Genomic DNA, 14,760 nt, shown 5'->3' with positions numbered 1-14,760 from the left:
GGAGCGGTCTAGCATGCCGGTATGTCCCGCACCCAGACCCGCCCCGGGGTCCTCCTCGCCGGTGTCGCCGCCCTTGCCGCGGTGCTCGTCACGCTCACCGCCTGCACCAGCAAGTCCGACAAGAAGGACGGCACGGACGCGGCGGATGCCAACCTGCCGGCCGCCGAAGGGCTGCTCAAGGAGTCCGCGGCGGCGATGGGCGACATCAAGACCGCCAAGTTCCTCATCACCGCCGACGGCACGATCGCCGGCGTGGCCCTCAAGCGTGCCGAGGGTGTGCTGACCAAGGAGGGCAGCGCCCAGGGCACCGCGCAGGTCGAGCAGATGGGGACCACCGCCGAGATGGCGTTCACGATCGTCGGGCAGACCGTGTGGCTGAAGGGCGCGACCGGCGGCTACCAGCAGCTCCCGCTGGCACTCGCCGCCTCCGTCTACGACCCGTCGGCGATTCTCAACTCCGACAAGGGCATCGCCAAGGTGATCGGCACGGCGACGGAGGGCAAGACCGAGGCCGCCGAGTCGGTCGAGGGCCAGGGCACCTACCGCGTCTCCGCGAAGTTCCCCGCCGAGCACCTCTCCAACGTCGTGCCCGGGGTCACCGGCAGCGTGCCCGGCAAGCTGTGGATCGCCAAGGACGGCAAGCGGCTGATCAAGGCGACGTTCGACCTGCCGGCCGTCGGCGACGCGAAGGGCGGCACGGTCACCGTGACCTTCAAGGAGTTCGACGCGACCGTGAACATCAGTGCTCCGAAGTGAGCCGGCAGCGCCGGAGGTGACGGCGCCGCAGCCGCGGCGCCGTCTGGCCATCGGCGTCGGCGGCGCTACGGTGCTGCTCGCCGCGCTCGACGCCTACGTGGTCGTCGGCGTGCTCACCGACATCCTCGACGCGCTGCACATCGCGGTCAACCGGCTGGAACGGGTGACACCGGTCGTCACCGGGTTCCTGCTCGGATACATCGCCGGCATGCCGTTGCTCGGCTCGCTCTCCGACCGCTTCGGCCGGCGGCCCGTGATCGTCGCCTGCCTGCTCGGGTTCGCGGCCGGCTCGGCGCTGACCGCGGCGTCGGGCGACTCGATCTGGCTGCTGGCGTCCGGCCGCGCCGTGCAGGGCCTGGCCGGTGGCGCGCTGCTGCCGGTGACGCTCGCGCTGGCCGGGGACCTGTGGGCCGAGCACCGACGCGCCACCGTCCTCGGCGCGGTCGGCGCCGGACAGGAACTGGGCAGCGTGCTCGGCCCGCTCTACGGTGTCGGGATCGCGACATGGCTGGGCTGGCGTGGCATCTTCTGGCTCAACCTCCCGCTGGTCGCGATCGCGATCGTGCTCGTCTGGGTGGCGCTGCCGGGCGGGCCGGCCGGCGGCCGCACCAGGAAGACCGATCTCGTGGGCGGCACGCTCCTGGCGCTGGTGCTGGGCGCGGCGGTCGTCGCGTTGTACAACCCGGATCCCGAGCGGTCCATCCTGCCGCCGTGGGGGTCGTGGACCCTGGCCGGCGCGGCCGCCGGGGCGGTGCTGTTCGTGCTGTGGGAGCTCCGCGCCCGTACGAAGCTGCTGGACCTCACCGACGTCCGCAAGGGACCGTTCTTCGCGACCCTCGGGGCGAGCTTCTGCGCCGGGGCCGCCCTCATGGTGACGTTGGTCGATGTGGAGCTGGTCGCGCAGACGCTGCTCGGCAAGTCCGGCGTGCAGGCGACGCTCGTGCTCACCCGGTTTCTGGTGGCGCTGCCGGTCGGCGCGGTGCTGGGCGGGTGGCTGGTCGCCCGGCTCGGCGAACGGTGGGTGACGGTCGGCGGGCTGGTGGTCGCCGCCGCCGGATACCTCATGATCGCCGACGGGCTGTCGTCCCGCGCTCTCGACGTGCACCTGGTCATCGCCGGGTTCGGTCTCGGGCTCGTCATCGCCCCGCTGTCCGGTGCCGTGCTCCGCGTGACCCCGGGCGACCAGCACGGCGTCGCGTCGTCGGCCGTGGTGGTGGCCCGGATGATGGGCATGCTGATCGGCGTGGCGGCGCTGACCGCCTGGGGCCTGCACCGCTTCCACGAGCTGACGGCGTCGCTGGACTTCCCGCTCGTGTTCGGCAAGCCCGCCGACGAGCAGCGCCGGCTCATGGACGCTTACGTGGCGGACCTGCAGGACGCGCTTCACACGGAGTACCGCGAAATCTTCCTGATCACCGCGGTCATCTGCCTGCTGGGTGCCGCGTTCGGCCTGCTCCTCGGCGGGAGACGGGCGTCGCGGCCGGCTCAGAGGTAGCCGGCTGAGCGGGCCAGGGCGCAGACGGCCACCAGACGGAGGGTCGGCCACTCCGCCTTCGCCCAGTCCAGCTCGGCGACCGGCGGCAGTTGCCACTCGGCCTCGATCAGCGTGTCGCGCACGCCGGTCGCATACCCCGCGAGCGCGACGACACTCGGCCCGCGTTCGGGATCGCCGAGCGCGTCCCGGACTGCCGCCGCGTGCTGGTCGACGGCGGCCCGCAGGCCGGCGGACGAGGCGGCGGCGTGCAAGCCGGCCTCGCCCAGCCAGGTCATCAACCCGTTGAGCGTCGCCCGTGCCGCAGTGTGGCGGGTGGCTTCGACCATGTCTCTGAACATGCCGTCGACTTCGGCCGCGCCACCCGCCGGATGACCCCGGTACCCGGGCCGCACCCCGCTCGACCGAGGAAGCAACTCAGCCGTAGCTGCGGGCCTTCGACTCGTCCGGCATCAGCACCCACAAGACGATGTAGACGACGAACTGCGGGCCCGGCAGCAGGCACGAGATGATGAAGATCAGCCGCATGATGTTCGGCGAGAGGCCGAACCGCCGAGCAAGACCCGAGCAGACGCCAGCGATCCAACGGTTGTCACGGGGCCTGACGAGACTGGACATCACTGGACTCCTTCATCGATGGGTACCTCAACCGTAGAAATGCCCGCGCCGTCCGCCCTCCAACCTTTGACCGAACTTCAGGTGCCGGACCATTAGGGATTCGTCCGCACGGGTATCGAGTCGGTTGCCGAGCGTTGCGTCCCGGTTGAGTTGCTCACGGCCGGTGCGATGCGCCCGATGCCAGGTGTGTCCAAGCCCCTGACGGAAGGCACACCCATCGTGACCCGGTTCGCCCGCCGCGCCACTGCCATCGCCGCCGCCCTCGTGGTGGCCCCGCTCGGCCTGACGCTTGCCGTCGCCGCCGTCGCCTCCGCCGCACCCGTCGCCGTCACCACGGTCCAGGCGGCCGGTGCGACACTCTCGGCCGACCTCACGGCCGCCACGAAGGCGACGCCGAAGAAGCCGAAGAAGAAGGCGAAGAAAAAGAAGAAGTCGACCCCGGCGCCGACGCCGGCCGCGCCGACCGACTACAGCGTTCTGGAGAACCAGGTCGTCACGCTCACGAACAACTACCGCACCGCCAACGGCTGCGGCGCGCTGCGGATCGACAGCCGCCTGGTCACCGCCGCGCGGGCGCACAGCACCGACATGGTGTCGAAAGACTTCTTCTCGCACACCGGCTCCGACGGCAGCAACTTCGTCCAGCGTGAGGCCCGTGCCGGCTACACGACCGGTGCCTCGGCCGAGAACATCGCGTGGGGCTACCGCACCCCGCAGGACGTGGTCAACGCGTGGATCAACAGCTCGGGGCACCGGGCCAACATCCTCAACTGCTCCAGCGTCGCGGTCGGCGTCGGCGTGGCGTACAAGGCCGACGGCACCCCGTACTGGACCCAGGACTTCGGTCGCTAAGCCCTCCCCAACCCGTCGATCTTGCACTTGTGGTGCCTCGACACTCCCGGGATGCCGGGTTTGTCAGGCACCACAACTGCATGATCGACGCGGAAGTGGGTGTCAGGGGTCGGTGAGCGTGCAGACCGCGAGCAGGCGGAGCATCGCCCAGCTCGGCTGGGACCAGTCGTCCAGGGTGTCGCCTGCCTCGCTGGCGGCGTCACGGATGGCGGCCGAATAGCCGGCCAGCGCCACCGGATCGAGCAGCGTGCCGCCGAGCGACTCGCGGATCGAAGCGGCGTGCTGGTCAACGCGCGCCAGAAGGTCCGGGCGGGCCGCCACCGCCTCGCGGCCGGGACGTCCGATCGTGGTGGCGAGCTCCCTGAGGCCGGCCCGGGCGATCCAGGCGCGCCGGCCGGTGGTCAGCTCATCGAAGGGGGCACTCACGCTCGCGACCATAAGCCGATCACGCGACACGGCGCAGCCCTCGCTGGCCGATCGTCAGGTTCGATCCGTTGTTTCGCTGGGTATTTGCACCCGCATGGCGGATCGCGATGAAACCCCTGATGAGCGTTTCGACCGTAATTGGAATGAATTGCTCCAGGAGCTACGGGTCGCTCAGACCGGTGTGCAGATCCTGTTCGCCTTCCTGTTGACCTTGCCGTTCAACCAGCGCTTCGACACGATCACCGCCGGGCAGCGGGCAACGTACATCGCTACGATCATCCTGACCTCCCTCGCCAGCCTCTGCCTCATCGCTCCCGTGAGCCATCACCGCATCCTGTTCCGGCGCGGGCGCAAGAAGGAACTCGTCGAGGCGAGCAGCAACCTCGCAGGGGTCGGTCTGGTGTTTCTCTGGTTGTCGATCGTCGGCGCGGTGTTCCTGATCTTCGAGGTCGTCGTGGCCACGTCGTGGGCGATCGCCGTCGCGATCGCCCTGGCCGTCGCGTTCATCTCGGTCTGGTACCTCTATCCGGCCTTCAAGCGATAGCGGTCATCGAGAAGGGTTGACACCTCCCGTGTGTCGAGCCGGAGCACTCCCGGTGCCGTCCGCCAAAGGGTTTCCATGCGGCGCCCTCACTCGCCGCGACGGCCGCGGCGCTGGTCGTGCCGCTGGCCTCGTCCGTCGCGCACACCGCCCTGTTGAGCGGATCGTCAACGGAACGTTCGACAGCGGCACCGACCCGTGGTGGTGGACCGCCAACGCCCCGGCCGGCGCCGTCGACTCACGTCGTGCGGGGTGGTGTCGGTCGCTCGTGGTCGCCGCTGGATCGGGGCCGCGGGTTCCGGGCCGGGCGCGACTCCATGATCATGGGAAAGATGTGGCTATCGGGGCAGCCAGATCGCCAGTGCGACAACCACGGCGACGAGGACAATCACCGGGACGGCGACCTTCACGAGAGTGCCGGTGCCGGCGATCTTCGTCAGGTCGACGGCCTCCGCCTCGGGGCCGTTGATGACCCGGACCTCGGGCTCGGCTGCCACGGCGGCCTGCGCGGCCGGGGCGGTGGTCGAGCCGGCTGCGTCGGGTGCGGCCGGGGCCGGCAGGACGGTGGCCACCTCGGCAGCGGTGTCGAGAGCTACGGCGGAAGGCGCCGCTCCGGCAGCCGCGGGAGCCGTCCCGGCTGCGGGTGCCGCCTCGGCCGTGGGAGTCGGCCCGGCCGTGGGAGTCGGCCCGGGTGTGGGAGCCGGCCCGGCCGTGGGAGCCGGCCCGGACGAAGGGTCCTCCGCCGCCAACTGCCGCTCCAGGTTTTGCACGAACTGCGTCAACAGTTTGGTGCTGATGTCGCCGATCGTGCTGCGGCCCATCTGTGCGAGCGGCCCGGCGATGCTCAGGTCCGTCTCCACCCGGACGCGGGTCGAGGCGCCCTCGTCGTGCAGCACCGCCGTCACCAGCGCCGACGCGCGGCCCTTGCCGCTGGCGTCCCGGCCCCGTGCCTCGATCACGGCGCGGCGGGCGGCGGTGTCCTGCTCCTTGAAGACCGCCGTGCCCGAGAACGCCGCCGTCATCGGGCCGACCTTGACCTTCACCTTGCCGTGGTACTCGTCGCCACGGACCTCGGTCAACTGCGCGCCGGGCATGCAGGGCGCGATCCGCTCGATGTCGGTGAGCACCGCCCAGGTCTGGTCGATCGGGCGGGGAACGACGAACTCATTGGTGAGCAGCATGGGGGGGCACTCCCTTGCAGAGCGTCGAGGAGGGGTTGGAGCGCGGCCAGCGAATGCGCGCTGACCACGGCGTCGCAGTGCGGCCAGGCGGCGGCCATCCCGCCGACCAGCGGTTGGTAACGGGGACTCTGGGTCCGGGGGTTGACCCAGACGATCCGGTACGCCAGCCGGGCGAGCCGGGCCATCTCGCGCCCGACCTGGGCGGGATCGCCGGTCTCCCAGCCGTCGGAGACGATCAGCACGACCGCGCCGCGGGCCAGGCCGCGCCGCCCGTAGTCGTCGGTGAAGCACTTGAGTGCGGCTCCGATGCGGGTGCCGCCGGACCAGTCGGGCGCGGCCCGGCCGGCGCGTTCCAGGGCGACCGCCGGCCGGGTGCGGGCCAGCACCCGGGTCAGCCGGGTGAGCCGCGTGGCGAAGGTGAACACCTCGGCGCGGGAGGTGGCGGCGGCACAGTACAAGAGCTGCAACATCGCTCTCGCGTAGGGCTCCATGGAGCCCGAGATGTCGCACAGGACGACCAGCCGCCGGGGCTTGGTCCGCGGCTCGCGGCGCAGCAGCCGCAACGGATGGCCGCCGGTCGTGCGGGCCCGGCGCAGGGTGGTCCGCAGGTCGATGGCCCGGCCGCTCGGCGTTCGCCGCGGGCGCCGGGAGCGGCGCGGCGGGGTGGCGACCGCCAGCCGGCGCATGAGGTCGGCGAGCAGCGCCAGCTCCTCAGCGCTCAGCGTGGCGAAGTCGCGGGAGGCGAGCCGCTCGGCCGCGCTGCCGACGGTGGACACCGGCGCCTCGATCTCGCGCTCGGCGTCTCGGCTGGACGGACGGTCGGACACGGCGGGGGCACCGCCGCCCGGCTGCGTGGTTGTCGAAGCGCCGGGTGCGTTGAGGTCGCCCCGCGCGGCGCCGGCCGGGTCGACGTAGCCGCGGAAGATCGCGTCGAAGACCCGGTCGAGGATCTCGAACTGCTCCGGCCGGCAGGTCAGCGTCGCGCGGGCGATCCGGTGCAGCTCGTCCGTCGATTGCGGACCCAGCAGCGTGACCGCGCGGGCGAACCGCTCGCCGCGGTCGGGGCCGACCGGCAGGCCGGCATCGTGCAGCGCTTCGCCGAAGCCCGCGACGAGGGCCGCTAAGTCACCCCGCAACGAGATCCGCCAACCCTGTCCGGCGGGCCACCTCCTCGTCCTCCCGGTACTTCAGGGCGGCGCCGAGCGTCAGGTCGGCCGACTTGTCGTCGAGCGGCAGGCCCAGCAGGCGCAGCGCGTTGGCCCAGCCGATCGCCTCGGCGACGCCCGGCGGCTTGGTCAGGTCGAGCCCCCGCAGGCGGGCCACGGTGCCGGCGACCTGGGCGACGAGGAGCTGGTCGGCGCCGGGCACCCGCTGCCGGATGATGGCGGCGACGCGTGAGGCCTCCGGATAGCCGATCCAGTGGTACAGGCAGCGCCGCAGGAGGGCGTCGTGCAGGTCGCGGGTGCGGTTGGAGGTCAGCACCACGACCGGCGGCACGGCGGCGGTCCGGGTGCCCAGCTCCGGGATGGTCACCGAGCCCTCGGCGAGCAGCTCGAACAGGAACGCCTCGAACTCGTCGTCGGCCCGGTCGACCTCGTCGATCAGCAGCACCGCCGGACGGGGGCCGGGGTGCTCGATCGCCGCGAGCAGCGGGCGGCGCAGCAGGTAGTCGGGCGTGAACAGGTCCGCCTCGCGCGGGACCTCGCCGCGCGCCTCGGCGAGCCGGATGCCGAGGAGTTGGCGGGGGTAATTCCACTCGTACAGTGCCTCGGCCGCGCTCAGCCCCTCGTAGCACTGCAGGCGGATGAGCGGCGTGTCGAGGGCGCCCGCGAGCGCGGCCGCCGCAGCGGTCTTGCCGACACCGGGCTCTCCTTCGAGCAGGATCGGCTGCTTCAGGTGTACCGCCAGGAAAAGCGCGGTCGCGAGCGCCGGATCGGCGAGGTATCCCTGTGCGGCCAGGCCGTCGGCCAGTTCGTCGATCGACTCCATCAGAGATACCGGGCCGGGTTGTCGGCGAACGCGCGGCGGCAGCCGGAGCCGCAGAAGTAGTACTTCGTGCCCTGGTGCTCGTACTGCAACGCGTCGGGCACGACCGCCACGTCCATGTCGCAGACCAGGTCCTTGGCGACGGCGACGGCGGGCACGGGCTCGATCAAGGGCAGTAGCCGGCGCGGCGGCCCCTGTGGCGTCGGCTGTTCCGGTGCCTGCCGGTCGGGCGGCGGCGCGGTCTGGCGGGGCCGGCTCGCGACGACCTCGGCGAGCACCGACAGCGCGATCTCGGGTGCGGTGCGGGCGCCGATGTCGAGGCCGGCCGGCGCGTGGATGCGCGCCTTCTCGGCGTCGGTGAGCGGCAGCTCCGCCAGCACGGCGGCGGCGCGCTTGCGGCTGGCGACCAGCGCGACGTACGGGATGCCGGCCTTCACGGCGGCAATGAGGATCTCCACCTCGTCGCGGCCGTGGGAGGCGACCACCACGGCGCCGGCGTCGAGCGGGATCGGGGTCTGGGCGTCGGGCGCGCGGAAACCCGCCCAGCCGACCGCCGTGGCGACGTCGGCCAGGGCGCGCGCGACGGGCGCCTCGCCGTAGACGAAGACCAGCGGGGCCGGGATCATCGCCTCCAGGAAGATCTCCAGCGTGCCGCCGGACAGGCACGGGTTGGCGACCGTGAGCAGCCCTTCGGCGCCCGGGCGGTCGTCCCCGGTCACGTCGTCGGGCGTGATGCGGAGCAGGGCCGACTCGCCCGTCTCCAGGAGCCGCAGCCCCTGGAGACGGACGGTCGACTCGGCGCAGGTTCCGCCGACGAACCCCTCGATCGTGCCGTCCGGCAGCACCAACGCGCGGTCACCGGCCTTGGCGCTCGTCGGGCGCTCGGCTCGTACCACTGTCGCGAGAACGAACGGCGTCCGGCCTTCACGCAGCTCGTCGGCGCGGGTGAGGAGGTTCATCTGCGGGTTCCCTACCGTTAGCTGATCGCGAGGTCGGTGCGGATCGGGCGGCCCTGCGCGGCCCGCCAGACGTTCGACGGCGTGAGGGGCATGTCGGCGTGCCGGACCCCGAACGGCTTGAGCGCGTCGAGCACGGCGTTGACCACCGCCGCCGGCGAACCGACGGTCGCGGACTCGCCGACGCCCTTGGCGCCGATCGGGTGGTGCGGCGACGGGGTGACCGTCTCGCCGAGCTCCCACGACGGGCACTCGAGCGACGTCGGCAGCAGGTAGTCCATGAGGGAGGCGCCCAGGTGGTTGCCGTCCTCGTCGAACGCCATGAGCTGCATGAGCGCCATGCCGATGCCGTCGGCGAGGCCGCCGTGCACCTGGCCCTCGACGATCATCGGGTTGATCCGCACGCCGCAGTCGTCGACCGCGATGAACCGGCGCACCTTGACCTGGCCGGTGGCCGGGTCGACGTCGACGACGCAGATGTACGCGCCGAACGGGTACGTGAGGTTCGGCGGGTTGTAGACCGTCGTCGCGTCGAGGTGGCCCTCCACGCCCTCCGGCAGCTCCAGGCTGGAGTGCGCGGCCATGGCGATCTCCTGGATCGTCCTGGCCTGGTCGGGATCGCCCTTGACGAAGAACTTCCCCTTCTCCCACTCCAGATCGTCGGGGGAGACCTCCAGCATCGCCGACGCGACGATCCGTGCCCGGTCGCGCACCTTGCGGGCCACGATCGCGGTCGCGGCGCCGCTCACCGGGGTCGAGCGCGACCCGTAGGTGCCGAGGCCGAACGGGGTCTGGTCGGTGTCGCCGTGGACCACCTCGATGTCGTCGGGCGAGATGCCCAGCTCTTCCGCGACGATCTGGGCGAACGTCGTCTCGTGGCCCTGGCCCTGCGTCTGCACCGACAGGCGCAGCACCGCCTTGCCGGTCGGGTGCACACGAAGCTCGGCGCCGTCGGCCATGCCGAGCCCGAGGATGTCCATGTGCTTGCGCGGGCCCGCGCCCACACCCTCGGTGAAGAAGCTGATGCCGATGCCCATGTACTCGCCGCGCTGGAGCTTCTCGGCCTGCTCGGCGCGGAGCTTGTCGTACTCCACCATGTCCATGGCGAGCTTGAGCGCCTTGGGATAGTCGCCGGAGTCGTACTCCCAGCCGGTCGGCGTCGTGTACGGGAACTGCTCCGGCTTGAGCAGGTTTTTCATCCGCAGCTCGGCCGGGTCCATCTTCAGCTCGAAGGCCAGCATGTCGATCATCCGCTCGACGAGGTACACGGCCTCGGTGATGCGGAACGAGCAGGCATACGCCACGCCGCCGGGCGCCTTGTTGGTATAGACGCCCGTGACGTCGCAGGACGCCGCCTCCAGGTCATACGACCCGGTGAAGATGTGGAAGAAGCCGGCCGGGAACTTCGTCGGCTGCGCGGTGCCGTTGAAGGCGCCGTGGTCGGCGAGCACCTTGACCCGCAGGGCGCGGATCTTGCCGTCCTTCGTCGCCGCGATCTCGCCGTGCATGTGGTAGTCGCGGGCGAACGCGGTGGCGGTCAGGTGCTCGTTGCGGTCCTCCATCCACTTCACCGGCTTGCCGGTGACGATCGAGCCGACGATCGCCAGCACGTAGCCGGGGTAGATGCCGACCTTGCCGCCGAAGCCGCCGCCGATGTCGGGCGAGACAACCCGGATCTTGTGCTCCGGCAGGCCGGCGACCAGCGCGTAGACCGTGCGGTGCGCGTGCGGCGCCTGCGTGGTCGAGTAGATCGTCAGCTTGCCGGTGACCTTGTCGAAGTCGGCGACCGCTCCGCAGGTCTCCAGCGGGGACGGGTGCACCCGCGGGTAGAGCACGTCCTCGGTCACGACCACCTCGGACTCGGCGAAGACCTGGGCGGTCTTCTCCGCGTCGCCGGCGCTCCAGTCGAAGATGTGGTTGTCGGTCTTGCCCTCCTTGTCGTCCCGGATGACCGGGGCGCCCGGTGCGAGGGCCTGCTTGGCGTCGGCGACGACCGGCAGCGGCTCGTAGTCGACCTCGATCAGCTCGAGCGCGTCGCGGGCGATGTAGTGGTTCTCGGCCACGACGAAGGCGACTTCCTGGTTCTGGAAACGGACCTTGTCGGTCGCCAGGACGGCCTGGGTGTCGTACGAGAGGGTCGGCATCCACGCGAGGTTGAGGGTCTCCAGCGTCTTGCCGGTGATGACGGCCTTGACACCGGGCAGGGCCTCGGCCGCGCTCGTGTCGATCGAGACGATCTTCGCGTGGGCGTAGGGGCTGCGCAGGAACGAGCCGTGCAGCATGCCGGGCAGTTGGATGTCGTCGACGTAGTTGCCCCTGCCCCGCACGAACCGCGCGTCCTCCTTGCGGTGCATACGCCCGAAGCCCATGGGGGTCGGATTCTCGGTCACGGTCATGCGTCGGCTCCTTCCTTGGCCGAGTGCTCCGCGGCCCAGCGCACCGAGCGGACGATGTTCTCGTAGCCGGTGCAGCGGCAGAGCTGGCCCGAGATCGCCTCACGGATCTCCGGCTCCGACGGGTCGGGGTTTTCGTCGAGCAGGGCGCGAGCGGTGATCATCATGCCCGGCGTGCAGAAGCCGCACTGCAGGCCGTGGCACTGGATGAAGCCCTGCTGCACCGGGTCGAGGCCGTCGGGCCGCTCCAGGCCCTCGACGGTGCCGACACTCTTGCCGTCGGCCATCACGGCCAGCACCGTGCACGACTTCACCGGCACGCCGTCGAGCGTCACGGTGCAGACGCCGCAGTTGGACGTGTCGCAGCCCCAGTGGGTGCCGGTCAGGCCGAGCTCGTTGCGCAGGAAGTGCACCAGCAGCAGCCGGGGCTCGACGTCGCGGGTGTGCTTCTCGCCGTTCACCGTCACGGTGATCTGCATGTGTTTCAGGCCTCCTGACCCCGCGCACGCGCGGTCGCGGCGCGCAGCGCGCGCACGGTGAGCTCGCCGGCGAGGTGTCGCTTGTAGTCGACCGGTCCACGCTGGTCCGCGACCGGGTTGCAGGATTCGGCGGCGATGCGCCCCGCCTCGGCGAACGACGCTTCCGTCGCCGGCTCGCCGGTCAGGAACGCCTCGGCCTCGGCCGCGCGGAAGTGCTCGGCGCCGACCGCGGCCAGCCCGATGCCGACCTTCTTGATCACGTCCTGGTCCAGCCACACGGCGGCGCCGGCGGCCGCGACCGCCCAGTCGCCGACACGGCGCTCCACTTTGTAGTACGCCGAGCCGCCGCCGGGCCGGATCGGCACGCGCACCTCGGTGAGCAGCTCACCGGGCTCGACCACGGTCTCGTACGGCCCGACGTGGAACTCGGACAGCGGCACGGTGCGCGACCCCCGCGCACCCTGGATCACCGCCGAGGCGTCGACCGCGGCGAAGGCGGCGGAGAGGTCTTCGGCCGGGTCGGCCTGGCAGAGCGAGCCGCCGACGGTGCCGCGGTTGCGCACGAGCGGGTCCGCGATCACCTTCTCGGCGTCGCCGAAGATGCGGTAGTGCTCCTCGACCAGCGGGGAGGCGAGCAGCTCGGCGTGCCGCGTCAACGCACCGATGCGCAGCTCGGCGCCCTCGACGCGGATATACGAAAGCTCGGCGACGTCGTTGATGTCGATGAGCGCGGTGGGGCGGGCCAGGCGCAGCTTCATCATGGGGATCAGGCTGTGGCCGCCGGCGATCAGGCGGGCGTCCTCGCCCCACTGGGCCAGTAACTCCAACGTCTGGTCGACGCTCGTGGCTTTCGCGTATTCGAATGCGGCCGGTACTTGCATCGCGCCTCCGTGTGAGGTTGAGGTCTCCATCACTTGGACACCGAGTCAGGAGTCGACCAAATCGTCGTCCCAATTGCTGGAGGGAACAACTCCGCGAGCGTAGTCGGCCAATCAACAGAGAGTAGTTCCTGTTGGCCTGGCTCAAGATTCTGTCGTTGCAGGTTGCAAGATTGAGTTCATGGGCGGACGGAAGCGCAACGCCGGCATCGTCGAGCAGGTCGACTGTGGTGTCGCCGAGTTGCGCCCCGACGACGGGCGCCCGGATCGCTGGACGCTGCTGCTCGACGGCTATCCGCAGTCCGCCGTGGACCTCGCCGATCCCGGTCGGCTCGACTTCGAGTACATGCGCCGCATCGCCTCCGTCGTCGACGCGATGGCGCCGGCCGGCGCGCCCCTGTCCGTGCTGCATCTCGGCGGTGGTGCCCTGACGATGCCGCGGTACGTCGCGGCCACGCGGCCCGGCTCGGCGCAACGGGTCGTCGAGCTCGACGCGGCGCTGATCGCCTTCGTGCGCCGGGAGCTGCCGCTGCCGCGCGGCGCCGACATCCGCGTGCGCGCCGCGGACGCGCGTGCCGCCGTCGCGTCGACGGCGCCCGGGCGGTTCGACCTCGTGATCGCTGATGTGTACAGTGGCGCGCGAGTTCCGGCTCATCTCGCGTCGCGCGAGTTCCTGACCGAGGCCGCCCGTGTGCTGCGGCCGGACGGGCTCTACGTCGCCAACCTCGCCGACGGCGCCGGCCTGGCCTTCGCCCGGGGGCAGGCCGCGACGTTGCGCGCCGTCTTCGCCGAGGTCGTGCTCCTCGCCGAGCCGCCGGTGCTGCGCGGCCGCCGCTTCGGCAACGTCGTCCTGGTGGCCTCGCCGACGCGGGGGCGGATCCCGGCCGCCGAGCTGGCCCGCGCCGCCGCGGCGGATCCGTTCCCCGCCCGGCTGGTCGACGGCGAGGGCCTCGCCGACCTCGTGGGCGCCGCCCGGGTGGTCACCGACGCCACCGCGACACCGTCGCCCGCGCCGCCGGCCGATCTGTTCTGAGTGGCCCTTTGCGGACCGTTACCGTCCAGTCGTCGGGACGTGGCTTAGCGATCGTTCAGGTTCCGCATACAGTCGCGGAATGCTCGAATTCGACATCGTTCCCGCGCCTCGCCGCTCGGCCGAGGAGCGCGCCGCGCTGCTCGGTGATCCCGGATTCGGCCGGGTCTTCACCGATTACATGGTCACCATCCGGTATGCCGATACCAAAGGGTGGTACGACGCCCGGTTGGTCCCCTTCGGCCCGCTCTCGCTGTCGCCGGCCACCGCGGCCCTGCACTACGGGCAGGAGATCTTCGAGGGCCTGAAGGCATACGCGACGCCCGACGGTGGCGTGGCGCTCTTCCGCCCGGAGGCCAACGCGCGCCGCCTCAACGCGACCGCGGCGCGCCTCGCGATGCCGGAGCTACCGGAGGAGCTGTTCCTGCGCGCCGTCTGGACGCTGGTCGACGCCGATCGCGACTGGGTGCCGACCCGCCCGGGCCAGAGCCTCTACCTGCGCCCGTTCATGATCGCGACCGACCCGTTCCTCGGTGTCCGCCCGTCGACGGAGTACCTGTTCGCCGTCATCGCCTCGCCGGCCGGCTCCTACTTCGCCGGCGGCGCCAAGCCCGTGACGGTGTGGGTGTCGGAGGACTACTCACGGGCCGCGCCCGGCGGCACCGGCGCGGTGAAGACGGCGGCCAACTACGCTGCCAGCCTGCTCGCTCAGGCGCAGGCCCAGGAGGCGGGCTGCGACCAGGTGGTGTTCCTCGACGCGGTGGAGAGGCGCTGGATCGAGGAGTCGGGCAGCATGAACCTCTTCTTCGTCTACGACGACGAGGGCGTGCCGCTGCTCGTCACGCCTCCGTTGAACGGTTCCATCCTTCCGGGTGTGACCCGCGACTCGGTGCTCCGGCTGGCCGAGCACCTCGGCTACGGCGTGGCCGAGCGCCCCTACTCGCTGGCCGAGTGGCGGGCCGACGCGGAGTCGGGCAAGCTGCGCGAGACGTTCGCCTGCGGCACGGGTGTGGTCATCACGTCGATCGGCACGGCGCGGACGAAGGACGGCGAGTTCACGATAGCGGGCGCCGCCGAGGGGCAGGTGACGTCGACCATCCGCGATGCGATCGTCGGCATCCAGCGTGGCCTGGCGGAGGACCCGTTCGGCTGGTCCCGCCGCCGCCCGTGAG

The 14,760-nt window shown here is 71.4% G+C and carries 16 protein-coding genes; 6 read left to right on the top strand and 10 right to left on the bottom strand.

Going from position 1 to position 14,760, the window contains the following annotated elements; all coding sequences use genetic code 11:
• The first annotated feature begins 21 nt into the window (after positions 1-21).
• Together Drose_RS35640 and Drose_RS35635 are read left to right on the top strand one after the other, a co-directional pair.
• Entirely contained in the window at positions 22-756 is a 735-nt protein-coding gene (locus Drose_RS35640; protein WP_260725604.1) for an LppX_LprAFG lipoprotein, read from the top strand.
• Positions 743-2,251 carry an MFS transporter gene (locus Drose_RS35635; RefSeq protein WP_260725603.1) on the top strand — a complete coding sequence of 503 codons (1,509 nt, stop codon included), beginning with the start codon at positions 743-745 and terminating at the stop codon, positions 2,249-2,251. The genes Drose_RS35640 and Drose_RS35635 overlap by 14 nt, the downstream gene beginning before the upstream one ends.
• Here Drose_RS35635 and Drose_RS35630 read toward each other — a convergent pair.
• Both Drose_RS35630 and Drose_RS35625 read right to left on the bottom strand, forming a co-directional pair.
• Entirely contained in the window at positions 2,242-2,577 is a 336-nt protein-coding gene (locus tag Drose_RS35630; protein WP_260725602.1) for a DUF6401 family natural product biosynthesis protein, read from the bottom strand. The genes Drose_RS35635 and Drose_RS35630 overlap by 10 nt on opposite strands.
• Before the next feature lie 88 nt (positions 2,578-2,665).
• Positions 2,666-2,866, bottom strand: a complete 201-nt coding sequence (locus Drose_RS35625; RefSeq protein WP_260725601.1) for a PspC domain-containing protein — start codon at positions 2,864-2,866, stop codon at positions 2,666-2,668.
• Positions 2,867-3,052: 186 nt separating this feature from the next.
• Here Drose_RS35625 and Drose_RS35620 point away from each other — a divergent pair, with 186 nt between their 5' ends.
• The gene (locus Drose_RS35620) at positions 3,053-3,718 is read left to right on the top strand and encodes a CAP domain-containing protein (protein WP_260725600.1); all 666 of its coding nucleotides are present in this window, start codon (positions 3,053-3,055) and stop codon (positions 3,716-3,718) included.
• 102 nt (positions 3,719-3,820) lie between these two features.
• On the opposite strand, the gene Drose_RS35615 is transcribed toward Drose_RS35620, so the two are convergent.
• Positions 3,821-4,144: a DUF6401 family natural product biosynthesis protein gene (locus Drose_RS35615; protein ID WP_260725599.1), complete on the bottom strand. Its 324-nt coding sequence runs from the start codon at positions 4,142-4,144 to the stop codon at positions 3,821-3,823.
• 94 nt (positions 4,145-4,238) lie between these two features.
• On the opposite strand from Drose_RS35615, the gene Drose_RS35610 reads away from it, so the two are divergent.
• On the top strand, positions 4,239-4,688 hold the full coding sequence (locus Drose_RS35610; protein WP_260725598.1) for a DUF6328 family protein: 450 nt from the start codon (positions 4,239-4,241) through the stop codon (positions 4,686-4,688).
• A gap of 335 nt (positions 4,689-5,023) precedes the next feature.
• Here the strand turns inward: Drose_RS35610 and Drose_RS38880 are convergent, their stop codons facing one another.
• The 7 genes from Drose_RS38880 to Drose_RS35575 are packed head-to-tail and all read right to left on the bottom strand — an operon-like array spanning position 5,024 to position 12,561.
• Positions 5,024-5,866: an SRPBCC family protein gene (locus tag Drose_RS38880; protein ID WP_313899971.1), complete on the bottom strand. Its 843-nt coding sequence runs from the start codon at positions 5,864-5,866 to the stop codon at positions 5,024-5,026.
• Positions 5,761-7,002, bottom strand: coding sequence for a vWA domain-containing protein (locus Drose_RS35600; protein ID WP_260725597.1), 1,242 nt, complete (start codon positions 7,000-7,002; stop codon positions 5,761-5,763). The genes Drose_RS38880 and Drose_RS35600 overlap by 106 nt, the downstream gene beginning before the upstream one ends.
• The gene (locus Drose_RS35595; protein WP_260725596.1) at positions 6,992-7,855 is read right to left on the bottom strand and encodes an AAA family ATPase; all 864 of its coding nucleotides are present in this window, start codon (positions 7,853-7,855) and stop codon (positions 6,992-6,994) included. Before Drose_RS35595 ends, Drose_RS35600 begins: the two co-directional genes overlap by 11 nt.
• Entirely contained in the window at positions 7,855-8,811 is a 957-nt protein-coding gene (locus Drose_RS35590) for an XdhC family protein (RefSeq protein WP_260725595.1), read from the bottom strand. The genes Drose_RS35595 and Drose_RS35590 overlap by 1 nt, the downstream gene beginning before the upstream one ends.
• 17 nt (positions 8,812-8,828) lie before the next feature.
• Positions 8,829-11,204 carry an aerobic carbon-monoxide dehydrogenase large subunit gene (locus Drose_RS35585; RefSeq protein ID WP_260725594.1) on the bottom strand — a complete coding sequence of 792 codons (2,376 nt, stop codon included), beginning with the start codon at positions 11,202-11,204 and terminating at the stop codon, positions 8,829-8,831.
• Positions 11,201-11,680, bottom strand: a complete 480-nt coding sequence (locus Drose_RS35580) for a (2Fe-2S)-binding protein (protein ID WP_260725593.1) — start codon at positions 11,678-11,680, stop codon at positions 11,201-11,203. The genes Drose_RS35585 and Drose_RS35580 overlap by 4 nt, the downstream gene beginning before the upstream one ends.
• A gap of 5 nt (positions 11,681-11,685) precedes the next feature.
• Complete coding sequence (locus Drose_RS35575; RefSeq protein WP_260725592.1) at positions 11,686-12,561, bottom strand: FAD binding domain-containing protein; 876 nt, start codon at positions 12,559-12,561, stop codon at positions 11,686-11,688.
• Between the two features lie 178 nt (positions 12,562-12,739).
• Here Drose_RS35575 and Drose_RS35570 point away from each other — a divergent pair, with 178 nt between their 5' ends.
• Complete coding sequence (locus Drose_RS35570) at positions 12,740-13,591, top strand: spermidine synthase (protein WP_260725591.1); 852 nt, start codon at positions 12,740-12,742, stop codon at positions 13,589-13,591.
• A gap of 79 nt (positions 13,592-13,670) precedes the next feature.
• Complete coding sequence (locus tag Drose_RS35565) at positions 13,671-14,759, top strand: branched-chain amino acid aminotransferase (protein WP_260725590.1); 1,089 nt, start codon at positions 13,671-13,673, stop codon at positions 14,757-14,759.
• The last annotated feature ends 1 nt before the right edge of the window (position 14,760 follow it).

This window comes from Dactylosporangium roseum (assembly GCF_025264685.1).
In the GTDB taxonomy this organism is placed as follows: Bacteria; Actinomycetota; Actinomycetes; order Mycobacteriales; family Micromonosporaceae; genus Dactylosporangium; species Dactylosporangium roseum.
The sequence above is the reverse complement of the archived record's forward strand: the minus strand, read 5'-3'. Positions and strand labels throughout refer to the sequence as shown.

Coding starts and splice junctions, on each gene's coding strand:
- Drose_RS35640 (WP_260725604.1), top strand. CDS start 22: ATGTCCCGCACCCAGACCCGCCCCGGGGTCCTCCTCGCCGGTGTCGCC.
- Drose_RS35630 (WP_260725602.1), bottom strand. CDS start 2,577: ATGGTCGAAGCCACCCGCCACACTGCGGCACGGGCGACGCTCAACGGG.
- Drose_RS35625 (WP_260725601.1), bottom strand. CDS start 2,866: ATGTCCAGTCTCGTCAGGCCCCGTGACAACCGTTGGATCGCTGGCGTC.
- Drose_RS35610 (WP_260725598.1), top strand. CDS start 4,239: ATGGCGGATCGCGATGAAACCCCTGATGAGCGTTTCGACCGTAATTGG.
- Drose_RS38880 (WP_313899971.1), bottom strand. CDS start 5,866: ATGCTGCTCACCAATGAGTTCGTCGTTCCCCGCCCGATCGACCAGACC.
- Drose_RS35595 (WP_260725596.1), bottom strand. CDS start 7,855: ATGGAGTCGATCGACGAACTGGCCGACGGCCTGGCCGCACAGGGATAC.
- Drose_RS35590 (WP_260725595.1), bottom strand. CDS start 8,811: ATGAACCTCCTCACCCGCGCCGACGAGCTGCGTGAAGGCCGGACGCCG.
- Drose_RS35585 (WP_260725594.1), bottom strand. CDS start 11,204: ATGACCGTGACCGAGAATCCGACCCCCATGGGCTTCGGGCGTATGCAC.
- Drose_RS35580 (WP_260725593.1), bottom strand. CDS start 11,680: ATGCAGATCACCGTGACGGTGAACGGCGAGAAGCACACCCGCGACGTC.
- Drose_RS35575 (WP_260725592.1), bottom strand. CDS start 12,561: ATGCAAGTACCGGCCGCATTCGAATACGCGAAAGCCACGAGCGTCGAC.
- Drose_RS35570 (WP_260725591.1), top strand. CDS start 12,740: ATGGGCGGACGGAAGCGCAACGCCGGCATCGTCGAGCAGGTCGACTGT.
- Drose_RS35565 (WP_260725590.1), top strand. CDS start 13,671: ATGCTCGAATTCGACATCGTTCCCGCGCCTCGCCGCTCGGCCGAGGAG.